Annotated in this window: 25 protein-coding genes; 22 read left to right on the top strand and 3 right to left on the bottom strand. The window is 34.9% G+C overall.

Going from position 1 to position 25947, the window contains the following annotated elements; translation table 11 throughout:
* The first annotated feature begins 13 nt into the window (after nucleotides 1–13).
* The 19 genes from AC07SW_RS08270 (at nucleotide 14) to AC07SW_RS08180 (ending at nucleotide 19903) form a co-directional block, all read left to right on the top strand.
* Nucleotides 14–886, top strand: coding sequence for a class A sortase (locus tag AC07SW_RS08270; RefSeq protein WP_119908464.1), 873 nt, complete (start codon nucleotides 14–16; stop codon nucleotides 884–886).
* Nucleotides 887–949: 63 nt separating this feature from the next.
* Nucleotides 950–2461 (top strand): AcpB/EbpR/MafR family transcriptional regulator, encoded by a 1512-nt coding sequence (locus tag AC07SW_RS08265; RefSeq protein WP_167736674.1) that lies wholly within the window; start codon nucleotides 950–952, stop codon nucleotides 2459–2461.
* Nucleotides 2454–2957 carry a hypothetical protein gene (locus tag AC07SW_RS08260; protein ID WP_119908462.1) on the top strand — a complete coding sequence of 168 codons (504 nt, stop codon included), beginning with the start codon at nucleotides 2454–2456 and terminating at the stop codon, nucleotides 2955–2957. Before AC07SW_RS08265 ends, AC07SW_RS08260 begins: the two co-directional genes overlap by 8 nt.
* Before the next feature lie 14 nt (nucleotides 2958–2971).
* Nucleotides 2972–3214 carry a hypothetical protein gene (locus AC07SW_RS08255; RefSeq protein ID WP_034568346.1) on the top strand — a complete coding sequence of 81 codons (243 nt, stop codon included), beginning with the start codon at nucleotides 2972–2974 and terminating at the stop codon, nucleotides 3212–3214.
* Nucleotides 3195–4670, top strand: coding sequence for an AcpB/EbpR/MafR family transcriptional regulator (locus AC07SW_RS08250; RefSeq protein ID WP_487528613.1), 1476 nt, complete (start codon nucleotides 3195–3197; stop codon nucleotides 4668–4670). The genes AC07SW_RS08255 and AC07SW_RS08250 overlap by 20 nt, the downstream gene beginning before the upstream one ends.
* A 393-nt stretch (nucleotides 4671–5063) precedes the next feature.
* A complete protein-coding gene (locus AC07SW_RS08245) occupies nucleotides 5064–6590 on the top strand; it encodes an AcpB/EbpR/MafR family transcriptional regulator (protein WP_034568350.1) in 1527 nt (508 codons plus the stop codon).
* 173 nt (nucleotides 6591–6763) lie between these two features.
* Complete coding sequence (locus AC07SW_RS08240; protein ID WP_494632643.1) at nucleotides 6764–10225, top strand: WxL domain-containing protein; 3462 nt, start codon at nucleotides 6764–6766, stop codon at nucleotides 10223–10225.
* A 14-nt stretch (nucleotides 10226–10239) separates the two neighbouring features.
* Entirely contained in the window at nucleotides 10240–10596 is a 357-nt protein-coding gene (locus AC07SW_RS08235; protein WP_494632641.1) for an LPXTG cell wall anchor domain-containing protein, read from the top strand.
* Nucleotides 10586–11308 (top strand): WxL domain-containing protein, encoded by a 723-nt coding sequence (locus tag AC07SW_RS08230; protein WP_051915585.1) that lies wholly within the window; start codon nucleotides 10586–10588, stop codon nucleotides 11306–11308. The genes AC07SW_RS08235 and AC07SW_RS08230 overlap by 11 nt, the downstream gene beginning before the upstream one ends.
* Before the next feature lie 19 nt (nucleotides 11309–11327).
* Entirely contained in the window at nucleotides 11328–12146 is an 819-nt protein-coding gene (locus AC07SW_RS08225; RefSeq protein WP_034568354.1) for a WxL domain-containing protein, read from the top strand.
* A 25-nt stretch (nucleotides 12147–12171) separates the two neighbouring features.
* Nucleotides 12172–12972, top strand: a complete 801-nt coding sequence (locus AC07SW_RS08220) for a WxL domain-containing protein (protein ID WP_162919168.1) — start codon at nucleotides 12172–12174, stop codon at nucleotides 12970–12972.
* A gap of 28 nt (nucleotides 12973–13000) precedes the next feature.
* The gene (locus AC07SW_RS08215) at nucleotides 13001–13807 is read left to right on the top strand and encodes a WxL domain-containing protein (RefSeq protein ID WP_119908456.1); all 807 of its coding nucleotides are present in this window, start codon (nucleotides 13001–13003) and stop codon (nucleotides 13805–13807) included.
* 81 nt (nucleotides 13808–13888) lie between these two features.
* Entirely contained in the window at nucleotides 13889–14656 is a 768-nt protein-coding gene (locus AC07SW_RS08210; RefSeq protein WP_135020983.1) for a WxL domain-containing protein, read from the top strand.
* Between the two features lie 98 nt (nucleotides 14657–14754).
* Nucleotides 14755–15954 (top strand): WxLIP family cell surface protein, encoded by a 1200-nt coding sequence (locus AC07SW_RS08205; protein ID WP_238328665.1) that lies wholly within the window; start codon nucleotides 14755–14757, stop codon nucleotides 15952–15954.
* Nucleotides 15955–16077: 123 nt separating this feature from the next.
* Complete coding sequence (gorA, locus tag AC07SW_RS08200; protein WP_494632639.1) at nucleotides 16078–17427, top strand: glutathione-disulfide reductase; 1350 nt, start codon at nucleotides 16078–16080, stop codon at nucleotides 17425–17427.
* Nucleotides 17428–17754: 327 nt separating this feature from the next.
* The gene (locus AC07SW_RS08195; protein WP_034568363.1) at nucleotides 17755–18219 is read left to right on the top strand and encodes a MarR family winged helix-turn-helix transcriptional regulator; all 465 of its coding nucleotides are present in this window, start codon (nucleotides 17755–17757) and stop codon (nucleotides 18217–18219) included.
* Entirely contained in the window at nucleotides 18200–19141 is a 942-nt protein-coding gene (locus AC07SW_RS08190) for an NADP-dependent oxidoreductase (RefSeq protein WP_494632638.1), read from the top strand. The genes AC07SW_RS08195 and AC07SW_RS08190 overlap by 20 nt, the downstream gene beginning before the upstream one ends.
* Nucleotides 19142–19154: 13 nt before the next feature.
* Nucleotides 19155–19523, top strand: coding sequence for a DUF1304 domain-containing protein (locus AC07SW_RS08185; RefSeq protein WP_119908452.1), 369 nt, complete (start codon nucleotides 19155–19157; stop codon nucleotides 19521–19523).
* A 62-nt stretch (nucleotides 19524–19585) separates the two neighbouring features.
* Nucleotides 19586–19903 (top strand): hypothetical protein, encoded by a 318-nt coding sequence (locus tag AC07SW_RS08180; RefSeq protein WP_119908451.1) that lies wholly within the window; start codon nucleotides 19586–19588, stop codon nucleotides 19901–19903.
* Here AC07SW_RS08180 and AC07SW_RS08175 read toward each other — a convergent pair.
* A complete protein-coding gene (locus AC07SW_RS08175; protein ID WP_034568368.1) occupies nucleotides 19896–20366 on the bottom strand; it encodes a DUF6884 domain-containing protein in 471 nt (156 codons plus the stop codon). The two genes, AC07SW_RS08180 and AC07SW_RS08175, sit on opposite strands and share 8 nt — an antisense overlap.
* 129 nt (nucleotides 20367–20495) lie before the next feature.
* Between AC07SW_RS08175 and cls the strand changes: the two genes are divergently transcribed.
* Entirely contained in the window at nucleotides 20496–22013 is a 1518-nt protein-coding gene (cls, locus tag AC07SW_RS08170) for a cardiolipin synthase (RefSeq protein ID WP_494632636.1), read from the top strand.
* A 57-nt stretch (nucleotides 22014–22070) separates the two neighbouring features.
* Here the strand turns inward: cls and AC07SW_RS08165 are convergent, their stop codons facing one another.
* Nucleotides 22071–22805 (bottom strand): class I SAM-dependent methyltransferase, encoded by a 735-nt coding sequence (locus tag AC07SW_RS08165; RefSeq protein WP_494632635.1) that lies wholly within the window; start codon nucleotides 22803–22805, stop codon nucleotides 22071–22073.
* A gap of 103 nt (nucleotides 22806–22908) precedes the next feature.
* Entirely contained in the window at nucleotides 22909–23175 is a 267-nt protein-coding gene (locus AC07SW_RS08160) for a CD3324 family protein (protein WP_034568372.1), read from the bottom strand.
* A gap of 312 nt (nucleotides 23176–23487) precedes the next feature.
* On the opposite strand from AC07SW_RS08160, the gene AC07SW_RS08155 reads away from it, so the two are divergent.
* A complete protein-coding gene (locus tag AC07SW_RS08155; protein ID WP_034568374.1) occupies nucleotides 23488–24501 on the top strand; it encodes a LacI family DNA-binding transcriptional regulator in 1014 nt (337 codons plus the stop codon).
* Between the two features lie 135 nt (nucleotides 24502–24636).
* Complete coding sequence (locus AC07SW_RS08150; RefSeq protein WP_494632634.1) at nucleotides 24637–25941, top strand: pyrimidine-nucleoside phosphorylase; 1305 nt, start codon at nucleotides 24637–24639, stop codon at nucleotides 25939–25941.
* The last annotated feature ends 6 nt before the right edge of the window (nucleotides 25942–25947 follow it).

The following is a 25947-nucleotide window of genomic DNA, read 5'->3' as shown; positions in this document are numbered from 1 at the left end:
GAGTCAGTTGGAAATGAGTAGTCAAAAAAAGAAAAACCAGAAAATAAAAGACTATCTTCAACTTACTTCGATTGTTTTAGCAATTGGAATTGGCTTGTGTTTTATTTTTACACCGTGGTTAAAAAATGAATTAATCGCAAGCTATTCCAACCATTATCTCACTAAAGAATATAAGCAAAATGAATGGATTACGAACGCTACAAAACCTGCTACTTTTGATTATGAAAGTATTCAGCCACCAAACCTCAAAGAAATCGCTTTTCAATCAATAAAGCCTAAACCTGAATTAATTATTGGAAAGTTGACAATCGAAAGTTTGAATATGAATTTACCAATTTTTAAAGGCACAACCAATCAAAATTTACTTTCAGGTGTAGGAACAATGACAGAGCAACAAGAGTTAGGTGTGGGAAACTATGCTTTAGCAGGCCATCATCTATATGATGAAACCTTATTGTTTGGTCCACTTTTAAAAATAAAAGAGGGTGCGCTCATTCAACTAACGAATCAATCAGAGTTATACACCTATAAAGTATTGAATAGCAAAATTGTTCACCAGTCAGAGTTATCTATTTTAGCGAACCAAGGAGATAATCGTTTAACTTTAGTTACATGTGATGTTCCTTTTCAAACCGACCAACGCTGGATTGTTACAGCTATTTTAGTCCATCAAGACAATTTGGTAAAAAAGGAGAAGGAAACCGCATTATCAGAATCAGTAAAAGCATATCAAGAAGTTGAAAAACAGTTTATAAACCAACAAAAAAGAAGCGCATTTAAGCAAAATAATTGGCTTATCTTCCTGTGTTTGTTTCTGTTGCTACTTACTGTACTTATTCTTGTTAAACGATATGGAAAAAAGAGTCGTAGCAATGAAAATAAGTAAGTACACGGAAATCAACAATAGATATGAACATTAAAGTTAAATGAATTTATCGGAGGGATAACTTTGCAGAAATTTTTAGAAAAATCAGATAGCCGAAAAATTGAAGTAATAAATTTTTTAGAAGAAAGTTATTTGCAACAAGCTTCGATTGCAACAATTAGTAAAAATTTAAAAATATCAGAATTCATCCTAGTAAGAACAGTAGACGAATTGATTGAAGACATCGAAAAACACCAGCTGAGCAGCTATTTCACCATTTCAAAAACAGATAAATTGATTCTTTTAAAAAAGTCTGGAGCTGCTTCTATTAACTTACTTCTATGGATTTATTTGAAGCAGTCCTTATCTTTCGAGTTGTTAGATGAAATTTTTAAAGGAACCTTTGAAACAATCAATTATTACTCTGAAAAAAACTTTGTCAGTTACACAAAAATCTATAAGCGATTAATGGAAATAAAAAAAATATTGAATGAACACGACATTCGACTTTCATCAAAATTCAAACTAGCAGGTGACGAAATCAAGATTCGAATGTTTTTTTACCAGTTTTATGTACCTGTTTTTAATCAAATTGAATTTCCTTTCGCAGACGAACTAAAAGCAGTTTCTCAAGATTTGATTGTCAATTTAGAAAAAATCGAACAAAAATCGTTTTCAGAAGCAACAAAAACAAAATTGTCTTTTTTTATTGGCGTGATGTTTAACAGAATTGGGACAGATTGTTATTTATTTAATGCTAGTAAAATAAAAGATAAAGAGCTTCCTCGCGAGCAGTATCATGAAGCTATTTATCCAACGATTATTGAATTTGTTAAAACGTATACGGGAATAGAGCAGCAAAATTTTTTAATTGCAGAAGCAAACTTTATTTTTGCCTTTCTGATTGGCGAAACCATTATTACGGAACAGTTGTCTGAAAAAAAAGCAATCAAAAAAATCCCATTCCAATCGGAAAAAAGAGACTATCATTTGTTTTCTATTTTTTTGATGGAAGAACTTAGTAGCTATTTAGCAAAGGAAATTCCAGATCAATTAAAAGAACAATTTTTACAGCAATTAGATTTTATTCATTTTAAAGTATTTTATTTTGAGCGAATTAATACGGAGTTTACGAAAAATATGAACGTTGAATATATTAAAGAAAATTATTGGGATGCGTATCATTTTTCAATTGAGTTTTTAGAAAAAGTATCAAAAGAAAAGAGTTACCAAAACATCGCGCTAAACAAAGAATTTTTATTTTATCAATATTTATTTATTATTATCAATATCTTTCCACCCGCATTTTTTATGAAGCCAATTAAAATTTGTGTCGATTTTTCATTAGGCGTGAACTACAACAAAATGATTTTGACGAACTTACAAACGTTTAGCTATTTGAATATTGAAGTCTCTGATACCTTAACCAGTGAGACAGATTTATTGATTTCTGACTATTACTTTAATGAAAAATTAGTGAATTGTGAATATTTAGTCTGGAATATGCCACCAACAGCATCTGATTGGGCAAATGTTGGAGAAGCTTTAATGAGAATTAAAAAAAATAAAGAAACTGAGGGTATTGCCAATGGATAAACTAACGAAGTATTCATCTATCAAAAATTGGATTCTTTTTGGCAGTATTTTGTCATTAGGTTACTTAGTTCCTAATAAAGTCACTCAAGCAGAGGTTCAAGATGATCCTTCGAATGAGGAACAAAACGTTGTTCGTTCTCATCCCGTTGATCCCTTAGATCCGAGCGTGGAAATCACACCGGTACCTCATCAACAAAAGCAAAGAGAGGCGTCGTTTGAGTCGGAAACGGAAGAAGTTAACAATCCACAACCAAATCGAAGTGAAATTCCATTGCCTAATGGTGAGGTTCCCGAGCGAATCAAAGTTAAAAATGCACCTAAATATCCAGTCAAACGGTTTTGCTTATTAGAAAATCAAACGGTTGTTTTAACTACCAACGAAGATGACGAGGGAGGTGGAGGAGCATCAGATGAGCCGAGTTACATTAGTCAAGTTTGTGCAGGAATTACAGGCAAACTATTATTTGGAGTAAAACCTAACCATTATGAGGAATAGAAAGGAGAAAAATAATGAAAATTGAAGATCATTGGAACGATGGATTTATTTATTGCGTACAGTTTTTAACAGCGGAACAAATCGAACGAAAGATTACGAAATTTATTGTATTGCCAAAAAAATATACTAGCAAAGAAATAGAACAGATGGTAGGAACTAAATTTCAAAATGTAAAAAAAACATTATTTATTGATGAATTAGGAGACGGGTTACTATTAAAGGAGTTAGAACGATACAATGGAACCATTAATGGATAAAGTAATTGATCGAAAAATTAAGTTATTGAAACTTTTGAATTCAACTGAGGATTTTTTTCCATTATCAGAGCTAGCAAATTTTATTGATTTAAGCGTTAAAACAACGATAGTAGAATTATCTGACGTGAAGGATTATTTAGCAAAATGGAACGACCAAATTCAGTTAGTAAAACAGAAAACCAACTATAAACTAATTAAAAAAAATACATTCAATATCGAAATAGTTTATTCAGATTTGAAACAAAAAACGTTTTTCTATCTATTTTATACAACCCTTTTCTTTGAAAAACATGAAAGCTCAACAGCATTTTCAAAAAACTATTTTTTTAGCTACAGTCATTTTTATAAAAAGAAAAAGGGATTAAGTAACTATTTAAAGCATTTTGATTTAGATTTTGAAAACGATCCACTAAGTATTGTAGGAGAAGAAATTAAAATTCGCTTTTTTTCATATCATTTTTTCTGGGATCATTATGAGAGTAATAAGTGGCCATTTTTAGATATCCAACCATCCAGCGTTAAGCAACAGATAAAAGAAGCAGAAGAGCTCCTTGAACTGAATTTAACAGAGCTTTCAAGAGAACGTATGGCTTATTGGATTGGCATTCAAAAAACTAGAATATCAACAAAGCATGCTCTTCCAAAAATAAATTTATTTCATGAAATAGCAAGGGCAAGTACAAGCTATCAACGTTTGTTACCATGGCTAAAAAAAATCATTGCTACAGAAAATAGTGAATTAAACGAGAGTGAAATTAGAAATGAATTGGAGTTCTTATATTTTATCTTCTTTTTAATTGCTCAACCTCAGGTGACTAACAGGCTAATCGAAGAAGCCCAAACAAAGCAGTTACCAGACTCAAATTTATACAAACAAACACAAGGATATTTAAACCAATTTCATCAAATTTTTGAAGTGATCTCGACAGATGAGTCACTGTTGATAGAAGGATCTTTTTTTGAGGCGTTGTTTTACCATCGTTATTTGAATGATCAGTTTATTTTTTATTTAGAGTTTGAAGAAGAGCTTCAAGGCATTCCATCTTTATTTAAAGAAAAATTTCAATCCATTTATCTAGCAAAAAAAGAAGAGAGCGTATCATTAGATACACGCTTCTATCATTATATTCAGCAATTATTAAGCACCATCATTGAAAGCAATCATTATCGACCACGATTATATGTGAACCTACTATCTAAAAAAGGAAAAATAGAAGAAACTCTATTGATAAAAGAAATTAAAAAAATGCCTTACAATGTGGAAATTAATAAAAAAGCTCAAGAACTTAGCGATTGTATTATTAGCGATAGTATCGAAATCAAGGCAAATCATGCAACTATATTTTATTGGAATAGTTCTCCTACACAAGCAGAGTGGAAAAAATTGGCTCAGCAATTACAACAAGTAGAAAAAACTAAAATTGCTCAAAGATCATTTTTATATAATAGCAAGTAAACTCATTTTATGAAGAATTAAAATGAGTTTACTTGCTATTTTTTTCGTCACGTAAATCTTTTTTTTCGTTTAAACAAGCGAAAAAAAAATTCTGATAGTTAAGTGAAAGAATTTCTTATTATTACGATAATAATTACTCATGATTGGTATATTGAATAGTCAAATCATTAGTTAAACCATATAAATAACTATTATTACAACCGGAATATTTTTAAGCGAGAGAAAATGTAAAGAGCTATTGAATTTTTAATGTATTAGATTATAAACTATTTTAGCCATTTTTCAAATTTATTTATTAGCGGATAAATAAGAAAAAAATTAAAAAGAAAATCAGTGCTGATTCGGTATACTATTCAAAGGAGTTGTTATTTTAATAGAGAGGAGTTTTTTTGTTTGAATATATTTTTAGAGAAAATATTATTAAGGAAAATGAATATATTGAGTTTGCTCTATTCAGAAAGTCGACCGTTTACAGTAAAAGAACTAGCGATAAAATTAGGATATACGACTAAAACAATTTTAAAAATGATTGAAGTATTAGAATTTGAACTACAAAAATGGTCAAATACAGTTCAATTAGTCGTAAAAGAAAATAAGGAAATTCAATTAAAAACGTCCGAGAAATTTTCACTAAAAGTGATTGAATTAAGTTATTTGAAAGAGTCACATATTTTTAAAGCTTGTGATGCTATTTTTAACGGTGACTTTGTTGATATTGCAACTTTTTCAAATGAAAACTATATCAGCTACAGTACTTTATACGGTCGCTTGATTGCAATTCGACCAGTATTAAAACAATATCAGTTAGAGTTTAAACCAAACAATAAAGCGCATTTTTTAGGAGAAGAAAAGCAATTGCGTTATTTTTTCTTTCATTTTTATTGGAATTCATCATGGGGAATGGAATGGCCTTTTAAAGGAATAAAAAAAAAGCAGTTGCTTCCTTTTATTGAAGCAATTGAACAATTTAAAAACAGCCCGCTTATGATTTCGGAACAAGAATTTTTCTTCTATTGGTTAGGTGTTATTTCAGTGAGAATTCAAAATCAACATGCAATAGAAGACAGCCCCTTAATGGAGATTGTTATAGATGGAAATCCTAAATTTGAGCTATTCTCGCAAAAAATGTACCCACTTTTTAAAGAACTCTTTTCACTAGAAGAAAGTCAAATACACAATGAAATCAAATTTTTATTTACTATTTTGTTTATTTACACACAATATGAACTAGAAGATCCACTGATTAGTGAAATGCTTGTTTTTTCGCAAAACAAAGAACATCTTGTTTTTGAAGCAACAAATTATTGGCTTAAACGTTATATGGAGTTTTTTCGTTTAAATTTATCGGCAGCGGAGTATGGAGCGATTTACACTAACTTAGTCCATTTACATTTTCGTGTTTATTTTTTTGAAGGAGAGCAAAGTTCTTTCTTTTCAAGAGAGGATGAGATTCATAAAAAGGAAGATGTGTATCATTTAATGATGGCGTATTTTTATAAGGAATTGCTTCAAGAGAGTAAATATTACCCCATTTTGAAGCATAAAAACGACTTACTACTTAATTATACTTTACTAGCTAGAAAATTTATTAAATTAGAAATCGATTATCGTCCTGTTCGAATACAGTTATTGTCTGTTTATGGGAAAGCAGAAACCATTCAATTAACAACCAAACTACAGCAAATTTGTGAAGAGAAAATTGAGTTTAGCTATACTCTAGGAGAAAAAGTAGATTTAATAATTTCAGATCGCCATTATGAAGAGCTTGACGAATCAGTAGCGCCACTTGTTATTTGGAATGAAAACCCTAAAGTAAAGGATTTTATGAGAATTATAAAAATTATTGAAGAATTGATGATTCAAAAGTTTAATCATTATTTATTAAAAACTGAAACAAACAAATCCACTTTTCTTGAATAGGTCGACTAGACCGTCTATTAAGGAATGATTTAATTATTTTCTAAATTTTTGATTTTATTATAAAATTCAAACTGTTTTTTTTAAGCTAAACTAGTGGTTGTGGTTGAGTACTTTCTTTTTAGTCAAGAGAACCACAATTGGAGAAAAAGAAATAAAGAAGGAGGAGGAGAGCAATGCGACATTTTAGAAAAAAAGAAATAAGCTATATGTTTTTATTTTTTCTATTCGTAGGGAGCGGTTTTTTAGCAGGAAATCATTATTTTAAACGAGCGGCAATTCAAGCGGATACACCGTTGGTATTGACTAGTGATAAACAAAAAATACTACCAGCAGAGACAGTCACACTCACGCTTAAAAGTAATCAAAAAGCAACTAAAGAACCGATTATGATGAATATTCCAAAAGGTTTAGTAGTTGATCTTGAAATGACAAAACAACTTAACGATGGACACGATAATCAAGAAATTACATTGAATGAAGAACAATCTAAACTAGCCGTGTACCTAAATTCAGAAGCAGATAATAGAGAAATTAAATTATGTTTTAGGGCTGAAACGTATGGCGATTATTCAATTGAAGCAACGCAAAAAGTAGCCAATGACCTACAGATTACACCACCACTTAAGCTTCAGGTTGTACCTGTAGAACCTATTTCTCAAAAATTTGCACCGTCGTTAATCGATGATGTGATCGCTCCATTTGCAGATAGTGACTATCAGCCTGTACAAAATTATCCAGGAATCAATCTGATTGATCCAATTAATACAGTCAACAATCCAGTTATCCCTGGAGAAAATGGATTTGTAATGCGATTGTCAGATCGTCTATCTTATGAAGCAAAAGGCTATGACTTAGATTATCGAGGCAATTACGATTGGAGTCATCTGCCAGGGTTTATTTTCTATGATACAACAGCCAATCCAGTAAAAGATCGCTATGTACTGGTTAAAAATGCAGGTATTTATCGAGGAAAGTGGATTGACGTTAAATTAGTTGTAGACGAGGTAATTGCTAAAAGTACGAGTGGTGCGTTCTCAGTTGCAACGACAACCTATGATACAAAGGATATTGACTTTGGATTAGGGGAAACAGGAACCTTTGCTGATTACTTTATGTCAGTTGGTGCTTATGAAGGTTCAACTAAAGGCGATTCCTTTAAATACCATTATGAGTTTTATGAGCATGATTCACAAAAAAGAATTAGCACCATGTCAGGAATGTGGAATTATCAACGTTTGAACGAAGAAAAGCAAGCCCAAATTCCAACAGATTCAAAACATATGAGTTCCTTATATGCTAATAATGACACAACTGTTTATTATAAACGAGATGTTCCAACTCCAGGTACTGCAAGATTTTGGGGAACTGCAGATGGTTACGAATCAGGTCCAGATACTTACTTAACAAGTTTATTTAGTAAAGTAGCGGAATATCCAATCACTATGAATCTTGCTACTAAAGAAGATGATTATTCGACAGGAATGATTTTAATGTATAACCGTACTCCGTTGACTCGAATTTATCCAGGGCGACCTGAAGTTATAGGAGAAATATCCAATGAAGACCCTAAGCGATTGAAATACCATATATTACAAGAAATACCAGCTCAACTACCCGTTTATTATTCAGATTCATTTAAGTTGACAACAACTTTTCCAACCGATTTTGATATTGATTTAAATTCAATCAAAATTATGAATGTATTAGACGGTACAGTTTCAACCGATTTTAAACAACCGACTTTATCAGCAGATAAACGAACATTAACGATTGAAGCAATAAATCCAAAATCAAGTTCTTTTAATGATGATATGTATGAAATTTATGTTGAAGGAACAGTCAACAGTAGTTTTGATTTTGCTAATTACAAAGGAAAAACAGGGAATCGAGTAAAAACTTATGATCCTGCAACAGGCTATTTAGCGATTCCAGTAACTGCCCAAAATGAATTTGTCATTAATGGAAAAACCATTACACAAGACCCAAATCTATTAGAAGAAGGCGAAGAAGATAAAGCTATTTCTTATGTGAAATACAAAGGCATTCCAGATGGTGATCCAGTTATGGATAAAAAAGTGAAAATCAATCAAGATTTCAACTTATTAAATCCATCTGATTTTGTGACCAATTTAAGAGTAGACACAGATTCGCCGCTTGATAAGCCTGTAGAAGCAGTTCGATTTGAAAATATACCGGATACTTCAAAACCAGGAACAGCAAAAGTGACAGTTGTCATTGTGACAGCTCAAGGTATAGAAAAGAAAATTATCGTTGACGTTACGATTGCCAATAATGATCCAGTCCCTGTAATCAACGTTAGCGGAGCTATTCGAAACGATACTCAAAATCTTGGTTTTTCAGCAAACCAATCCGCTCATATCAATGATGAACTTACCTTCCAAGGGAAAGTAGTTAAAACAATCGCTAATTCTGTTTGGTTGGAACCCACTTTAAAAATGAATGTCCCAGAGGGCGTCACATTTCCAAAGACAGGGAACGTAACTGTAAAGGATGAAAATAATACAGAAATCGAATTAGCAGAACCAATCCAATACGATAGCAACGCCCGCGAATTGACTGCGAAGTTAAAAAATACTCTTTCGACAGATGCCACAATTATGATTCAGTTTCAAACAAAGGTAGAAGACAAAGCGTTAGGTCAAACGTATGAAACGAAGGTAAGTGCTGCTGGAAAAGATAGTAATTTTACACCAATCGACGTGAGTGGAACAGCAAAATTAACAGTGGAAGACTACGCAGAACCACAAGTTCAATTTGCTGGGAAAGTTCAAAAAGAAAGCGAAGGTAGTTGGATTGATACAATTCAAGCTAATCCTAATGATCTAGTCAATTATACAATTGAAGCGACTTTGACCAATGATTATACCGTTTGGAGCAATCAAAAAATAGTTGCAACAATTCCAAATAATCTTGAAAATATCACAGTAGATAAGGCTATCTTAAGACGCCCTCATCAAACAGATATTGAACTTCCACTAAAGCTGATAACCGAATCAGGAGTTCAAAAAGTTGTTTTTGAAACGAGTGAAGCAACTAATGCCTTCACTGAAAGTGGTAGTAAACTAATCCTAACATACACAGGTAAAATCAGTGTCAATGTTGGATTAAATGAAACGCTTGTTACTCCTGTTAGCATCGAAGGGCTCAACTCAAAAGGTCAAGTTATTCAGCCGATTACAGGAAATATTAATTTAGCAGTAAGCGAAGGAACGTTGCAATTCACAACAACTTCCTCATTGGATTTTGGTGTACAAGAACTGATCAGTATTTCTGAAAAACGACATGCTCCAGACAAGAATATTGAAATGCTCGTAGAAGATACCAGAGGAACCAACGAACGTTGGAAAATTATGGCAACCATTACCCAAGAATTTACAAATGGAACGAGCCTATTAAATGGCGGATTAACCTTTGTAACAGATACAGGATCTGTCATTGAATTAAGCAAAACAGCAAGTCAAGTGTACGAAAAAAATCCAGCAAGCAATGGAACATCTAATTTAATTTGGGACCGAACAAAAGGTCAAGGTCTATTTCTACAACAAAAAGCAGGAATGAATAAAATTGGAAGCTATCAAGGAGAACTTCAATGGACGCTAACCGATGCACTTTAAAAGGAGACGAGAAAATGAACAAAAGAAAACAACCTCTTCTTTTTAAAGTCCTAGTCATCTGTCAATTGACAATAGCTGTGATTGGTTTAACTGGGATTTTCCCGACCACTAGTCAGGCAAGCGAAATGACAACTGACGTAGGGTTAGTGTTTGAAGGAGAAGAGTCAGCTGATTTTTTACCAGAAACCGAAACCGACGATCCCATTCAAGAATTTATTGATAATCTAATCACTCGTTTGCCACAAACCGGTGAAGCAAAGATGGGAAGTTTTCTTTTCTTTAGTGGCTTGCTATGTGTGGTTGTAAGTGTGTATGGGGTTATTATTTCAAAAAGACGACAATCAAAGAGGAGAGAGACAGATGATCACTAATCAACTAAATAAAAACCGTATCATTCTTTTGTGGTTAGCGATTGCTTTCTTTTTACTTGTCAACTCCCCAACTGTCGTTGCAAATCAAACAGATGCTAGTGCTGGTTTTCAATTAAGCGATGATTCCACTGAGCCAGTTGATCCAGAGAAACCAGAGAAACCAATTAAACCGGTTCATCCGCCGACTAAAGGACCTTTAAGTCTAAATTATGTGTCAGACATTCAATTTGGTACACATAAACGTTCCAATTCAACGCAAGTGTTTTACGCACAACTAGATAAGATTGAATATTTAGATGCATCAGAAACACAAAAACGTGCGAATTTTGTGGAATTGACAGATAATCGAGGATCAAATGCTGGATGGAATCTAACAGTTAAACAGAATGGACAACTTCAAAATCAAGCAGGAGAGCAATTGGAAGGGGCAATTATTTCTTTTAAACAGATAACACCTCGTTCACTGGATGGTGTTGGGAAACAGCCAACAGCAATTCCGACGGAACCTGTTTCCTTAAGTCCAAATGGAATAACAAACAGCTTAATCCTTACTGCTCAAAAAGGTACTGGAATGGGCAGCTGGAGTATCAGTTTTGGAAAAGATGAAAAAGAAGGCATCGAAAGTATTTTAGTAACGATTCCTGAAAAGACACCAAAAAAAGATGGTGCATACAGCACTACTTTAACTTGGACTTTAGGGGATTCATTATAAATTATTAGGGGGAAAGAGCATGAAATGGAACAAAATTCAAAAAATAGGATTTGTATCTGCAATAGCTGTTCTAGCACTAGGGTCAACAAATTTAGTAAGCTACGCAGCACCAGTTTTTCAAGCAACAGATGCAGATGTAGGATTTAAAACAGATAATGATGGAACAACCGATCCGTTGATTCCAGTTGATCCAGATCCAACCAAGCCTATTCAGCCAGATCCAGATCCAAAGCCTACTAAAGGCGCATTGAGAATGGATGTAACACCAAGCTTTGATTTTGGAAACAACAATAAAATCAAAGCAACAGAACAAAAGTACTATGCAAAGTTTGTAACAGGAACCAAATTTTCAGAAACTGAAAAAACAGAATTTGAAAATTATCTTCAAGTAACAGATGAACGTGGAGGCACGAAAGGATGGAAAGTATCCGTTTCAAATGATGGCGTATTTACATCTTCTACAGGAGATAAAATCGAAGGCGCTGCCATCACCTTAAAAGATTTCAGTGTTTATTCAGGCAGCAACATCAAAGAGCCAAGTATGTTTCCAACTGTCCCAACGACAGCAGTGACTATTAGCGATAATACTGACCATCTCTTGTTAAATGCCGATACAACTAAGCAACAAGGTTACGGAATTTGGACGATGCCAATGGGATCAGTGGATCATAAAACTACCGGTCAAGGAGAAGACGGGCTTGGAACAACTGGAAAAATCGACGAAACTAAAGCTGGGCGCAATCCCGCTGTTGAATTGAAGATTCCAGCCGGACAAATCATACAACCAGACAAAGCTTATAAATCCGTTTTAAATTGGAATATTTCAGATAATTTATAAAAATAAAAACATGGGGGAACTAAAAATGAAAAAGACAATTATTGCAACAGCATTATTAAGTACGGTGGTAGTATCAAGTTTTGCAGGAGTAGCTTCAGCAGCAGAGGTAGGTACAGCAACTACAAAAGGAAGCGTACAATTTAAAACACCAGGAGACGAAGAAGAAGGAAAAGTCATCAAACCAGGCGAAGATGAAGAAGAAATTTTACCTGATCCAGATGGTGGAGGAGGAAGTTCGAAAGGTGCATTAAGAATTCAACATGCACCTGCATTTAAGTTTGGGATTGTTGATAATGTAAATGGCACAAAAAAATACCCAGCGCAAATGGAAGCATACACTAAACCAAATGACGCGGATCCAGCTAAAAAGTACTATATGCCTAACTTTGTTCAAGTAACGGATGAGCGTGGGGATATCACAAAAGGTTGGACACTTTCAGTAACTGGCGATGTTTTCAAAAATGGAACTGACGAATTGAAACAAACAAAAATTTTATTAAATGAACAAAAACACACAAATACAGTTTTTGATTTCCAAACACCAGCGACAGATTTAACAACAATACTTGATGGATTTGATGCAAAAGGCACAGCGATTTCGACAGATGGAAAAACGTCAGTTGAAATTTTAAAAACAAAAGCTGGCAAGTCAACAACTGGATCGCAAACATCAAGTGTTTTTAACACAAGCTACGATAAGGCAACGGAATATGCAGAAACAGATAGGAATGCTGGAGTTGAATTACAAAAAGGAAATTTAGATATTATTGAAGTCGGAAAAGTTTACGAAAGTACATTGACATGGACATTAAGTGAAGCCCTATAACATTCTAAAAATTGGAGGAGTCAAAAAAATGAAAGCAACTAAATTAAGCGTTATTACACTAGCAAGTACCATCATTTTAGCAGGAATCGTTCCAATCACGGCCGATGCAGAAACGACAAAAACAGCAGATACAACAGGAAAAGTACAATTTAAAGCGCCAACTGATCCAAGTGGTCCAGTCATCAAACCAGGATCAAAAGACGAAGAAGTTGTTCCAGAAACAGGAAACAAAACAACTGGTGCTTTAAGATTAGACCATGTTCCAAGCATCGACTTTGGAATTGTAGAAGCCCGCGCGCAGGCTCAAACCTTTGAAAGTAACAATGAAAAATTAGTTGAAACAAAAGAGGGAACCTCAACCAATCTATATTCACCGAACTTTATACAAGTAACCGATGAACGTGGCGTAGATGGTGATTGGAAAGTAACCGTAGCAGGAACGGTCTTTGCTGCTCAAACAGGAGAAAAGTTACCAAATACTAAAATTTCAATTAAAGAAAAAAGTAGCTTTAACAATGTATACGATTTTTTAACCACACCCGATACAAGTGATCGTATCGAAGCATTTTCAGGTGCATTAGACATTTCAAATGATGGAACAGCTAAAGAAGTTCTTAAAACAAAAGCTGGAAAACATACATCTGGCTCTAAAACATCATTGGTTTTCAATAAAGACTACACATTAGCATCATTGCCAAATTATGAAGCTCCAAATGCAGAAAATACAAAAGGAAAAAATGCTGGGATTGTCCTAGAAAAACCATTATCAGATACGGTTACGATTGATGTTCAATACACAAGTACCTTGACATGGACCTTGTCTTCAGCATTATAAGAAAGCGACAACTAAGTAAAACAGGTATCGATATACTTGTTTTACTTAAAAAAGAATCAATCCAACAGGGGGAGTAAACAAATGAAAAAAGCAATTATGTTAGGACTTGCAAGTGTAGGAATCTTGGCAGCGAGTAGCCCAGCAGTTTTAGCAAGCGAAGTGCAAACAACGAGTGATGTTATTTTTAGAGTGAACCCAAATCCAGATGAAGTGGACGTGGTTAAACCAGGTACACCAGACGACAAAATTACTCCAGAAGGTGGAGGACATACAAAAGGAAACTTAAGAATTACTCATGTTCCAGATATCCATTTTGGCATTCAAGACATTTCTTCATCAAGTAAAGAGTTTCATCCAGCGATGCAAAAATATACAGAAGCGAGTACTGAAAAATACATGCCTCATTTTGTTCAAATCGATGATGCTCGTGGCTCGATGACGGCAACCTGGTCATTATCTGTTACCGGTAGCGTATTTACACCTGCAACAGCAAGTAATCCTAAACTAGAAAATACGTACATCACGCTAGATCAACAAACTGTGACGAACAATGTTTATGATGAACTATCCCCAACAGAAACAGCAAAACGCGTTACTGGATTTACAGATAGTGCTAAAATCAATACAGATGGCAAAACATCTGTTGAGATTTTAAAAGTAAACAGTGGACAAAATACAAACTCAACAAAAACGTCAAATGTTTTCACGACAGGATACTCTAAAACAACAGAATACGAAGCCAGTCAAAAAAATGACGGCATTACATTACATGTACCCGCCAACGATATCAAAGTGGATGGCGAAACCTATACAGCAACTTTAAATTGGGTATTAGCAGATTCTATTTAACAAAAAAAATGAGATTCGGGTTTTTATGAACCCGAATCTTTCCTCATTTAAAAATAAAATTAACGAAGCAAGAGGATACTTAAGGGAGCGATTAAAAAATGAAAAAATCAAACATTTTTTCTTTGATGACAGCAATGGCCATAGTCATGCTCATAGTTTTATCAAAACCTGTAGAAGCAGAAACAGGGATGCCAATATCTGTAAATGCCGTGTTACCAGAAAATCAGTTTAACAAGCAAGTTTCTTACTTCTATTTAAAAATGGAGCCAGGAGACGAACAAGAAATTGAATTAAAATTAGGAAACAGCTCTAATGAAGATCAAAAGGTTGAAGTAACCCTCACTCCTGCTATTACAAATGACAATGGCATTATTGCCTATCCAGACGATGTAAAAAAAGTGGATTCTTCATTAGTTCATCCCTTTACATCAATTGCAACCACAGACAAAGACGTGACCGTACCTGCTAACAGCGAAACATCTGTTAAAATAAAGTTAAAAATGCCAACGGAAGAATACGAAGGCATGATTGCAGGCGGCATTAACGTAAAATTAAAAGAAACAAAAGACGATGCTGAAAAGAAAAACGAGACAGGTATGAAAATAAAAAATGTCTTAACGTATAATATCGGTGTTGTTCTAGTTGAGAATGAAACCATAGTTGTGCCAGAAATGAAACTAAACAAGGTTTTTGCAGGACAAGTGATGGGAACAAATACCATCAAAACAAACCTATCAAATACAAAAGCGACCCCAATTGAAGAATTGGAAATAGCTGCGAAAATTTATACAGAAAAAGGCAAAGAGCCTTTATTTGAAGAACATAAAAAAAATCTACGAATGGCGCCCAATTCAAATTTCAATTTCGGAGTGGGTCTGGGAAATCAAGCGTATAAAGCTGGAAACTATCGCATTGTAATCAACGCTAAATCTGATCCAGCAGACAAAAAATGGTCTTTTGAAAAAGAATTTACCATTGACCGAGAAACTGCAAAAAAACTAAATGCAACAGCAAGCGATCTTGAAAAAGACAATACGCTTTATTACATCATTGGTGGTAGCGTATTCCTTATCTTACTAATCGTACTCCTCTATTTCATTAAACGTTACAAAGCAAATCAAAAGAAGAAACGTGAACAAGAACGCAAACGTCGTAAGGCACACGCAGTCAGAAAACAAAAGGCAGCTAATGCAAATAGTCAAACTAGAAAAAAAAGACCTACAACATCCGTTAAAAAAAATGAAAATTCACGTCAAACTAAATCAACTAGACCTAAATCAACTCATAAACCCAAGTAAAATCAAGAAAATGACTAACGGTCATTTTCTTTTTTTATGTGAGTGTAGTTCAATCAATTTACATTTTGTAAGAGACTCTTTATACTAGAAGGTGAGCTAAAGACAATTTACGGAGGTTTTCAAATGACAAAAAAATACGATTATATCGCAATTGGTGGAGGAAGTGGCGGGATTGCTTCTATCAATCGAGCAGCAAGCTATGGCATGAAATGTGCCTTAATAGAACCAAAAGAATTAGGCGGAACCTGTGTAAATGTAGGGTGTGTTCCCAAAAAAGTAATGTGGCATGGCGCCCAATTAAACGAAGCGATGCACTTATATGCACCGGACTACGGATTTTCAGTAGATGTAACCGAATTTAATTTTCAAAAATTAGTTGACAGTCGTGAAAGCTACATTGACCGTATTCACCAATCCTATCAAAGAGGCTTAGATAATAACAAGGTTGACCTTATCAAAGGGTATGCAACCTTTATTGATGAGAAAACGATTGAAGTGAACGGCGAACAATTAACAGCCGATCATATTTTAATTGCAACAGGTGGAAAACCGACAATCCCATCAATTCCAGGAGCAGAATACGGCATTGATTCTAATGGATTCTTTGCACTACGCTCGTTGCCAAAAAAAGTAGCAGTGATTGGTGCGGGTTACATCGCAGTTGAATTAGCCGGAGTATTAAATGGACTAGGTTCTGAAACGCATCTCTTCGTTCGTAAAGAAACCCCACTTAGAAACTTTGATCCACTAGTGGTAGAAGGGCTAGTGGAAGCAATGAAACAAGATGGGCCAACGCTACACACGAACGCGATTCCAAAATCTGTGGAAAAAAATGCAGATGACACTCTGACCATCACTTTTGAAAATGGAACAAAAGAAACGGTGAACACCCTAATATGGGCCATTGGACGGACGCCCGTAACCGAAACATTGAAATTAGAAAATACATCTGTTGAAGTGAATGAAAAAGGCTACATTAAAGTCGACGATTATCAAAATACAACAGTCAAAGGTATTTATGCAGTTGGAGACATTACAGGTCGCGTTGAGTTGACTCCTGTAGCTGTAGCAGCTGGACGTCGTTTATCTGAGCGCTTATTTAATAACAAGCCAGATGAACACCTTGACTATCACAACATCCCAACGGTAGTATTTAGCCACCCACCTATTGGAACTGTAGGCTTAACAGAACCAGAAGCAAGGGAACAATTTGGTGACGAGGTTAAAATTTATCAATCTTCTTTTACCTCAATGTATACAGCAGTCACAAGTCATCGTCAATTATGTCGAATGAAACTAGTTTGTGTTGGGAAAGAAGAAAAAGTAGTCGGACTCCACGGTATTGGTTATGGTGTGGATGAAATGATTCAAGGATTCGCAGTAGCAATTAAGATGGGGGCTACAAAAGCTGACTTTGATAATACTGTCGCAATTCATCCGACTGGATCAGAAGAATTTGTAACAATGCGCTAAAAAAATGTAGAAAATCTGAAACTAATCTTAAAACTCCAAAACACCTCTCGTTGAATTCATGTAAAATGAAGGAAAACGGAGGTGTTTTCTATTATTATGCACACTGTGGAAAAGCTGTGGATAAAAAAAGTTGAAAACAAGGCATTTAACTAAAAAAATAGTTAGTTATGCACATGCTTGTGCATAACTATTGTGTATAACTCTAATTTTCCACAAACTCTTTTTTTAATCTAGTTTTTCTATTTTGAAAGCAAATATTTTGTATAATGAATCCAAATAGAGTATCATAGTTGATGGGTCAAGTATTGAAGTCGAAGGGAGTAGCTAATGACAGAAAACTGCAGTCACAAGTCCTTATTATTTTACAGAATGAACACTGTATACAAAGAAATGAACGTTCATTTTGAAGAAGAAACAGGCATTAGCTTCACGAAGCTAGAGATTTTATTTTTTATTTACGGAACGCCAAACCTTTGTCAACAGGACATTCAAAAAAAATTAGCTATTGATGCAGCGAGTGTTACTAGACATTTAAAAAAATTAGAAACAGATCAATTCATTCAACGAGTAGTCGATCCTACTAACAAACGCTTCCGACGAATATCCTTAACTGAAAAAGGTCGAAAAGAACTAAAAACGATGATTACAGAAAAAGATAAGTACGAAGCGCAACTGTTTGCCAATATTTCTGAGGATGAATTAGAACAGCTGTGGATAACCTTAAATAAACTATCAATAAACAGCGTTAAAATAACTAAGGAGGATGATAAAAATGAAAGCAGTCGTAATTGAAAACTATGGTGGAAAAGATCAACTAAAAGAAATGGATGTGCCAATGCCAAAACCAACAGCACATCAAGTGATTGTTAAAGAAATGGCAACGTCAATTAATCCAATTGATTGGAAACTACGTGAAGGGTATTTGAAACAAATGATGGATTGGGAATTTCCGATTATCTTAGGTTGGGACGTTGCGGGGGTTATCAGTGAAGTGGGAAGCGACGTAACGGATTGGAAAGTAGGCGACAAGGTATTTGCTCGTCCAGAAACAACTCGTTTTGGTACGTATGCAGAATATACAGCAGTAGACGATTATTTAGTAGCAAAAATCCCGGAAAATGTGACCTTTGAAGAAGCTGGTGCAGTGCCATTAGCAGGCTTAACAGCGTGGCAAGCATTGTTTGATTATGGAGATTTAAAAGCAGGTGAAACCGTGTTGATTCATGCTGGAGCCGGTGGTGTTGGAACGTATGCCATTCAATTAGCCAAAAATAAAGGTGCAAAAGTCATTACAACTGCCAGCGAAAAAAATAAAGCCTTACTTTTAAGTTTAGGCGCCGATCAAGTCATCGATTATCATACTGAAAATTTTGTGGATATCTTAAAAGACGTAGATGTTGTTTTTGACACAATGGGTGGCGACATTCAAAAAAATAGCTTCAAAGTTTTGAAACCCCACACAGGGCGCATGGTCTCAATCGTTGGAGAAACCGATCCTGCTTTAAGTAAAGAACATGACGTGGCTTTTCATAATATTTGGTTAAAACCAGATGGGGAACAATTGTCTCAAATTGCTGATTTGATGGAAGCTGGAAAAGTGAAATCCGTTATTGGTGCGACGTTCTTATTTTCACAACAAGGCATTTACGATGCCCATGCATTAAGTGAAACGCATCATGCAGTCGGTAAAATCGTCATTAAATTTGAACAATAAAAGGAGACTGTAAATGGAAATTGTTGCGTTTATTTTAGTATTACTTGTAGCGGTAGAACATTTTTATATTTTAGGATTGGAAATGTTTTTTTCAACAAGTAAGACGGCTCAGAAAACATTTGGTTTAGATGAAGCATTTTTAAAACAAGAAAGTGTTAAAACCCTGATGGCCAATCAAGGCTTGTATAATGGTTTTTTAGCAGCAGGATTACTCTGGGGATTATTCTTTGCGAATCCAGTTAGCGCTGTTAGTATTCAGTTATTCTTTTTAAGTTGTGTGATTGTGGCAGCTGTTTATGGATACTTTACAGCCAGCAAGCAAATTTTATTAAAGCAAGGCTTACCAGCTATTTTAGCAGTAATTGCTGTTTTAATGGTATAATGAGAAAACGATTAGCATTTCATTTGAATGCTAATCGTTTTTTATTATATAGGGGGGATAAAATGACAAAACGTGTAGGGATAGAGATTATTTTATTGATTGGATCGCCGTTAGTAATAGCTGAACTTCTGTTGCTCTTTTTTCAGTTTCCTTTTTTAGTAAGCAGCGCGGTAGGGTATTTTATTTTAGTACTTTTTCATTTGCCAGCTAATAGTCCACTGTCTGCTAGTGCTGATTTTGAAACAAAGAAAGTGAATCCGCATTTTAAAGCTAGTTTGCCTACAGCTTCGTCGATGAAACGACTAGATATGCTGAAATTTGTGCTCCTTATTTTATTGTTGATTGGTTGCCTCTATTTGTATGTTGAGAAAATTAGATAATGATTTTTTTTCTATATGGCAGTGGGGTATGTTTCGCGACAGCCGTTTTTAAGTGTTGCTGCATTACACCAATTCCACCAAGTGAATCGAGTGGAAATAAAAGTGTCGTGCCTGAAGGCAGAATTTGACTGAGTAAAGGTTGAAACTTTTTTCCACCTAAGACAGTGATCGTTGTCTCGGAAACAGCAAGTTCCTGCCATTGTTTTTGAAGACTTTCTAGTTGTATCGTTTCGGCTGTTATTCCTTTTAAAGTAAAGCGCGTATCGTAAGTGTGTGGAATAACAGTAGAGGGTCTTAAAAAACCATAATAAGGAGATAATATGAGATAATGTGGATCAAATTCTAACGCATAGGCTTTAGCTAGACGGTGAAAAGTTCCTGTATAGGCAAATTGACTTTCAACGGCACCAATTTCTGGTTCTTTGTCCCAAATCTTGGGTTTACCAGAAGGAATAATCATCATCTTAAAAACTCCTTTCGTAAGGTTACTTAAACAAAGCTTGGTAGAAGACTCTTTAGGTGGAAACTCTTTTTTTAGGATTTTCCAGTATAATAAAGCATAACATAAGCCACAATAAAAAAAGGAGATTCTATGAAAAAAATAATTCAATTATGTGTGATTGCAGGATTAATCATTCTAATAGGTCGTTATTTGATTATCTTATCAAGCAGTCTTTTTATTGGTGCTAGCTTAATCACTGAACTTGTTGGCATTTATATTGCATTGCGATTGCTGTTATTTGATAGTCGAAGTACCAATTCTAAGGTTGCTTGGATTGCTATTATCTTCATTCTTCCCATTTTTGGTGTTATTTGTTATTTTTTCTTTGGAAGAAATCCACAAAATCGACTATTTACGACAGCTCAAAAAAAAGAGCGAGAAAAATTGATTCAACGAATTCATCATTTATCAGATCAATTAGAAGAACTGGTTGTACCAAAAACCTCTCAACGAATCGAATCCTTAACTGGAATCAAAGCTTTAAATGGCAATCGATTAACCCTCTTAACAGACGGTGATGAAACCTTTTCAGCAATTAAAAGGGCAATCAAGCAAGCAAAACACCATATTCATATTCAATATTATATTTACAAAAGCGATGAGTTAGGTACTGAAATAAGGGATTTGTTGATTCAAAAAGCTAGAGAAGGTGTGGAAGTTCGGTTCCTTTATGATGGATTTGGTTCTAAAAAGTTAAACACAGTTTTTCTTACTCCGATGAAACAGGCAGGGATTGAGTTTTATGCCTATGATCCTATTTTTTCAATTTGGATTTCACGAACAGCCAATCTTAGAAACCATCGTAAAATTATTGTCATTGACGGTCAAATTGGTTTTACAGGCGGTTTAAATGTCGGCAATGAGTATCTAGGTAAAGTAGATCGATTTAAATTTTGGCGCGATACCCATTTGATGATCGAGGGCAATAGTGTGATTGAGCTTCAGGAAGCCTTTCTTTATGACTGGGTTTATATGGAAAATCGCAAAGAAGCTGCTAATCCATTTATTAAAGCCGAAGGGATTCAACATTATTTCCAACCAGAAGCGGTGGGAAACGAGTGGGTACAAGTGGTCTATGGTGGACCTTACGATCAAGAAAAATTGGTTCGAGATGCCATGCTTGATATGATTGATTCTGCAGATGAATCGGTGTGGATAACGTCGCCTTATTTAGTTCCTGACGACGAATCATTAGCTGTGTTAAGAAGAACAGCGATGAGTGGCGTTGATGTTAAAATCTTGATTCCAGGAAAAGCGGATATGGCCTTGTCTTTCCATGGAAGTAATGCCTATATTGAAACACTTTTAGAAGCTGGAGCAGAAGTTTATTCCTATCGAGATGATTCCTTTATTCATGGGAAAATGCTCTTGATTGATGGCAAGCGAGGCGCCATTGGAACTGCGAATTTTGATATTCGAAGCTTTCGGTTAAATCACGAAATGATGTCCTTTATTTATGAAGCGTCACCAGCTCTTGATAAAATGAAAGCAAATTACATTGAAGATCTTGAAAATAGTTATTTAAACAACCTTGAAGCGATGAAGCAACGTTCGTTAATCCAAAAATTAAAAGAACAATTGGCTAGTCTTTTTACACCGATTTTATAATTACCAAAAAAGTCACTCAACAAACGTTTCGTTTTTGAATGACTTTTTTTGGTAGTTTTATTTTTTTCTAGCTGAAACTAATAGCATCATCGGTCTTCTAAGCTCGTCTTGCATCTCTGGAATAGTCGCCAATAATTCAGGAGCAGGTTCAGGCTCAACGATTGACGTAATGTCGAATCCATTTTTTAACAGGCTGTTCAAATAGGTTGTTAACGTTTTGTGGTACTTCGTCACGTCCTCGCCTAAGAAATGGCTCACCCGCTTGCCTTCGATAAAATAGCGATCTACTGGCCAATGAAGAGTTTCACCAGCATCATTTGTATACCAATCCTGTGTACCGCAAGCTGTAAAAACAGGATGCTCCACTGAGAAAACAAAGGTTCCATCAGGTTTTAACGTGTGATTGATTTTTTTACAAATCGCATCAAAATCTGCTAAATAATGAAAAGCGAGTGAGCTAATCACACAATCAAAAGCCGCTTTTGGATAATCGTAATCTTCAATTGCTTGATGGAGATAATGAATTTTAGGAGAATCGTTTTTCTTTTTAGCCTCTGCTAACATGTTTTCAGATAAATCAATTCCTATCACATCGCTAGCGCCATGTTCCACAGCATAAATACAATGCCAGCCAAAGCCACAGCCTAAATCAAGAACACGTTTGTCTTTGAAATCAGGCAGCATTTTTTCTAATTCATGCCATTCCCCAGCGCCAGCTAACCCCTCTTTTGAACGGTTCATTTGACGATACTGTTGGAAAAAAGCGGCTTGATCGTATTTGTTTTCTTTCATTTTTATTCCTCTTTTCTTCATAAAAATAAATTTCTTTCAATAAGTGTATCAAATAATAATTTAAAGTAAAAAGAAAAGACGATACCGAAACGAAAAATCCACTTTAGTTCTCAAAAGAAGTTAAAATCTTACGAATACTCGATTCAGATAAAAAGAATTGCTTTGCCAGCTTTTTGATAGAAGTCCCAGCTAGAAAAGCAGTGTAAATCTGCTGATTTCTCTTCATTAACAAGGACTTACTTCCAGTTTTAGCCCCCCAAGGTTGACGTTTATTTTTAACTGGAATATAAAGATAATCACCTGTAATATACTGTTGAATCTCATTAATAAGTTCTTTTGGCAACACTTTTGTTGCATTGATATAGTTCATCGTTTGCTCCTTTAAATTGAAATTTAGGAAGCAAAGTCAACGACTTAATTTTTAAAGCTACACAAAGTAATTGACTTTGCATAGCCAACAGCTCTTCGTTTATTCATACTCAAGCTTAAAATGCTCATACTTTCCAACTCCTATCCATTTGTACATATCGGAAACTACCTCAAGAATAAGCCAATATATCCCATTTGTCTAGGAATCATTTTTTAAATAACACATGAAGAATATTCTAAATCAAAAGACTTGTGCTATAATAAATGTAAACCGTTACATAACCGGTTCCATCAATGGAGGTTAAACTAAAAAATGAAGATGACAATTAAAGATGTTGCTCGTTTAGCAGGTGTTTCGATTACAACGGTATCACAAATTTTAAATAAAAAAGGCGATCGCTTTAGCCCAGAAACACGTCAAAAAGTCTTGGCGGTTGTGAAGGAGCTTGATTACAAAGCAGATTATTTTGCCCAGAATATGGTGAGCAAGCAAACAAAGACCATTGGGATGGTAGTTCCAGATATCACCGATCTCTTTTTTTCAAAAGTCATTGAAGGGGTAGAAAAACATTTAAATGAACTTGGTTTTATGATTATTCTGTGTAATTCCAATCACAGCTCTGAAAAAGAAAATCTTTATATAGAAGAGTTACTCCATCGATCAGTCGAAGGCATCATTCTAGCAAGTCCAAATCCCATTCATTTGCCAAAGTTAAAAAACGAAGACGGCAGCAATAAAATCCCTCATATTCTAATTGACCGCGGTATTAATAAACGTGACGAGGGGCAATTGATTACGAATGAATTTCAAGGAGCCTACGAGGCTGTTGAACATTTAGTGAACTTAGGTCATCGTGAAATCGGAATGTTAAGCAATGAAACCAGTTTTTATGAAATTACCGATCGTTTTTACGGATATAAAAAATGTTTAGAAGATTATCAGATTCCTTTTCAAGAGGAATGGATTGTCAGTAAGAATTTAACAATTAAAGGCGGGTACGAAGGGGCACAACAACTCTTACAACAAAATATTACCGCTCTTTTTTGTGGAAATGACCAAATGGCAATTGGAGCTTATCGTGCAATTAATGAAGCCGGAAAACAAATTCCAAAGGACATTTCAGTAATTGGTTACGATGGCTTAGAAATTACCGATTATTTAGTTCCCTCATTAACGACAGTTGCGCAACCAATTTTTGAAATTGGCTATTTTGCGGCTAAGTTTTTAATTGATCATATCAACAACCCAAAAGAGAAGGTACCAAACAAGTATTTTGATACTCAGCTGGTTCTTAAAAATAGCACCAAAAAACTTGATTCTTTTTAAATTAAATGCTAGTATCAACTTGTTAGCGTTTTCCTTTTTTTGAAAGGAGAACTTAAGAAGATAAGATATTAGCTTTTAGTCAGTTAAGTAAAACGTTTTACTTGTTTCTAATTATACTTAAAGGAGATTAAAAAAATGAGAATGGTAGACATTATCGAGAAAAAAAGAGACGGTCAAGAACTTACAAAAGCAGAGATAAACTTCGTCATTACAGGTTACACAAATGGCACAGTACCAGATTATCAAATGAGTGCTCTGGCAATGGCGATTTATTTTAAGGATATGACGAACCAAGAAATTACTGATTTAACAATGGCAATGGTAGAATCTGGTGAGCAGATTGATTTATCCGCTATTCATGGCATCAAAGTAGACAAACATTCAACTGGTGGCGTTGGGGATACAACGACCCTTGTATTAGCACCTTTAGTAGCAGCTGTTGGGGTTCCTGTTGCCAAAATGTCAGGTCGTGGTTTAGGACACACGGGAGGTACGATTGATAAATTAGAGGCAATCAAAGGCTTCAATGTTGAAATTTCAAATGATGAATTTATTCAATTAGTCAACCGCAATCAAGTTGCTGTTGTCGGACAATCAGGTGACCTAGCACCGGCAGATAAAAAATTATACGGATTAAGAGATGTGACTGGAACCGTTGATTCAATCGCCTTGATTGCTAGTTCAATTATGAGTAAAAAAATTGCAGCAGGAGCCGATGCAATCGTTTTAGATGTCACTACTGGAGACGGTGCATTTATGAAAAATGAAAAAGATGCGGAACGCCTTGCAAAAACAATGGTTCAAATTGGGAAATTAGCAAATCGTCAAACAATGGCTATCATTTCAGATATGTCTCAACCATTAGGGTTAGCAATCGGAAATTCCCTTGAAGTCAAAGAAGCAATCGATGCGTTAAAAGGTGAAGGTCCAGCAGATTTAATGGAAATGGTTTATGTATTAGGAAGCCAGATGGTTGTTCTTGCTAAACAAGCAGATACATTAGAAGAAGCTCGTGAACTTTTAAAAGAAGCCATCCAATCTGGAGCCGCAACCACTAAGTTTAAAGAAATGATTCGCAATCAAGGCGGCGATGAGTCAATTGTAGATCGCCCAGAAAACTTGCCACAAGCAGAATTTGTGATTGAATTACCTTCCAAAGAAAGTGGCTATATTTCAGAAATGGTAGCCGATCAATTAGGGATTGCCGCAATGCTTCTAGGCGCCGGTCGTCGAACAAAAGAAGATACCATTGACTATTCAGTCGGCTTAATGTTGCATAAAAAAGTTGGCGATTCTGTTACTGCGGGTGAACCATTGGTGACGGTTTATGCGAATAGTCAAGCAATCGATGATGTGAAAGCAAAAATTTATGAGAACATTTTTATTACAAAAGAAAAAGTTGCAGAACCAACTTTGATTCATCAAATCATAACAGAATAAGTTGAG

The organism is Carnobacterium sp. GW821-FHT04C06 (assembly GCF_059420345.1).
The sequence above is the reverse complement of the archived record's forward strand: the minus strand, read 5'-3'. Positions and strand labels throughout refer to the sequence as shown.

What these genes read in the sequence shown, in the direction of transcription:
- AC07SW_RS08270 (WP_119908464.1), top strand. Translation starts at nt 14, where the DNA reads ATGAGTAGTCAAAAAAAGAAAAACCAGAAAATAAAAGACTATCTTCAA.
- AC07SW_RS08260 (WP_119908462.1), top strand. Translation starts at nt 2,454, where the DNA reads ATGGATAAACTAACGAAGTATTCATCTATCAAAAATTGGATTCTTTTT.
- AC07SW_RS08255 (WP_034568346.1), top strand. Translation starts at nt 2,972, where the DNA reads ATGAAAATTGAAGATCATTGGAACGATGGATTTATTTATTGCGTACAG.
- AC07SW_RS08250 (WP_487528613.1), top strand. Translation starts at nt 3,195, where the DNA reads ATGGAACCATTAATGGATAAAGTAATTGATCGAAAAATTAAGTTATTG.
- AC07SW_RS08240 (WP_494632643.1), top strand. Translation starts at nt 6,764, where the DNA reads ATGCGACATTTTAGAAAAAAAGAAATAAGCTATATGTTTTTATTTTTT.
- AC07SW_RS08235 (WP_494632641.1), top strand. Translation starts at nt 10,240, where the DNA reads ATGAACAAAAGAAAACAACCTCTTCTTTTTAAAGTCCTAGTCATCTGT.
- AC07SW_RS08230 (WP_051915585.1), top strand. Translation starts at nt 10,586, where the DNA reads ATGATCACTAATCAACTAAATAAAAACCGTATCATTCTTTTGTGGTTA.
- AC07SW_RS08225 (WP_034568354.1), top strand. Translation starts at nt 11,328, where the DNA reads ATGAAATGGAACAAAATTCAAAAAATAGGATTTGTATCTGCAATAGCT.
- AC07SW_RS08220 (WP_162919168.1), top strand. Translation starts at nt 12,172, where the DNA reads ATGAAAAAGACAATTATTGCAACAGCATTATTAAGTACGGTGGTAGTA.
- AC07SW_RS08215 (WP_119908456.1), top strand. Translation starts at nt 13,001, where the DNA reads ATGAAAGCAACTAAATTAAGCGTTATTACACTAGCAAGTACCATCATT.
- AC07SW_RS08210 (WP_135020983.1), top strand. Translation starts at nt 13,889, where the DNA reads ATGAAAAAAGCAATTATGTTAGGACTTGCAAGTGTAGGAATCTTGGCA.
- AC07SW_RS08205 (WP_238328665.1), top strand. Translation starts at nt 14,755, where the DNA reads ATGAAAAAATCAAACATTTTTTCTTTGATGACAGCAATGGCCATAGTC.
- gorA (WP_494632639.1), top strand. Translation starts at nt 16,078, where the DNA reads ATGACAAAAAAATACGATTATATCGCAATTGGTGGAGGAAGTGGCGGG.
- AC07SW_RS08195 (WP_034568363.1), top strand. Translation starts at nt 17,755, where the DNA reads ATGACAGAAAACTGCAGTCACAAGTCCTTATTATTTTACAGAATGAAC.
- AC07SW_RS08190 (WP_494632638.1), top strand. Translation starts at nt 18,200, where the DNA reads ATGAAAGCAGTCGTAATTGAAAACTATGGTGGAAAAGATCAACTAAAA.
- AC07SW_RS08185 (WP_119908452.1), top strand. Translation starts at nt 19,155, where the DNA reads ATGGAAATTGTTGCGTTTATTTTAGTATTACTTGTAGCGGTAGAACAT.
- AC07SW_RS08180 (WP_119908451.1), top strand. Translation starts at nt 19,586, where the DNA reads ATGACAAAACGTGTAGGGATAGAGATTATTTTATTGATTGGATCGCCG.
- AC07SW_RS08175 (WP_034568368.1), bottom strand. Translation starts at nt 20,366, where the DNA reads ATGATGATTATTCCTTCTGGTAAACCCAAGATTTGGGACAAAGAACCA.
- cls (WP_494632636.1), top strand. Translation starts at nt 20,496, where the DNA reads ATGAAAAAAATAATTCAATTATGTGTGATTGCAGGATTAATCATTCTA.
- AC07SW_RS08165 (WP_494632635.1), bottom strand. Translation starts at nt 22,805, where the DNA reads ATGAAAGAAAACAAATACGATCAAGCCGCTTTTTTCCAACAGTATCGT.
- AC07SW_RS08160 (WP_034568372.1), bottom strand. Translation starts at nt 23,175, where the DNA reads ATGAACTATATCAATGCAACAAAAGTGTTGCCAAAAGAACTTATTAAT.
- AC07SW_RS08155 (WP_034568374.1), top strand. Translation starts at nt 23,488, where the DNA reads ATGAAGATGACAATTAAAGATGTTGCTCGTTTAGCAGGTGTTTCGATT.
- AC07SW_RS08150 (WP_494632634.1), top strand. Translation starts at nt 24,637, where the DNA reads ATGAGAATGGTAGACATTATCGAGAAAAAAAGAGACGGTCAAGAACTT.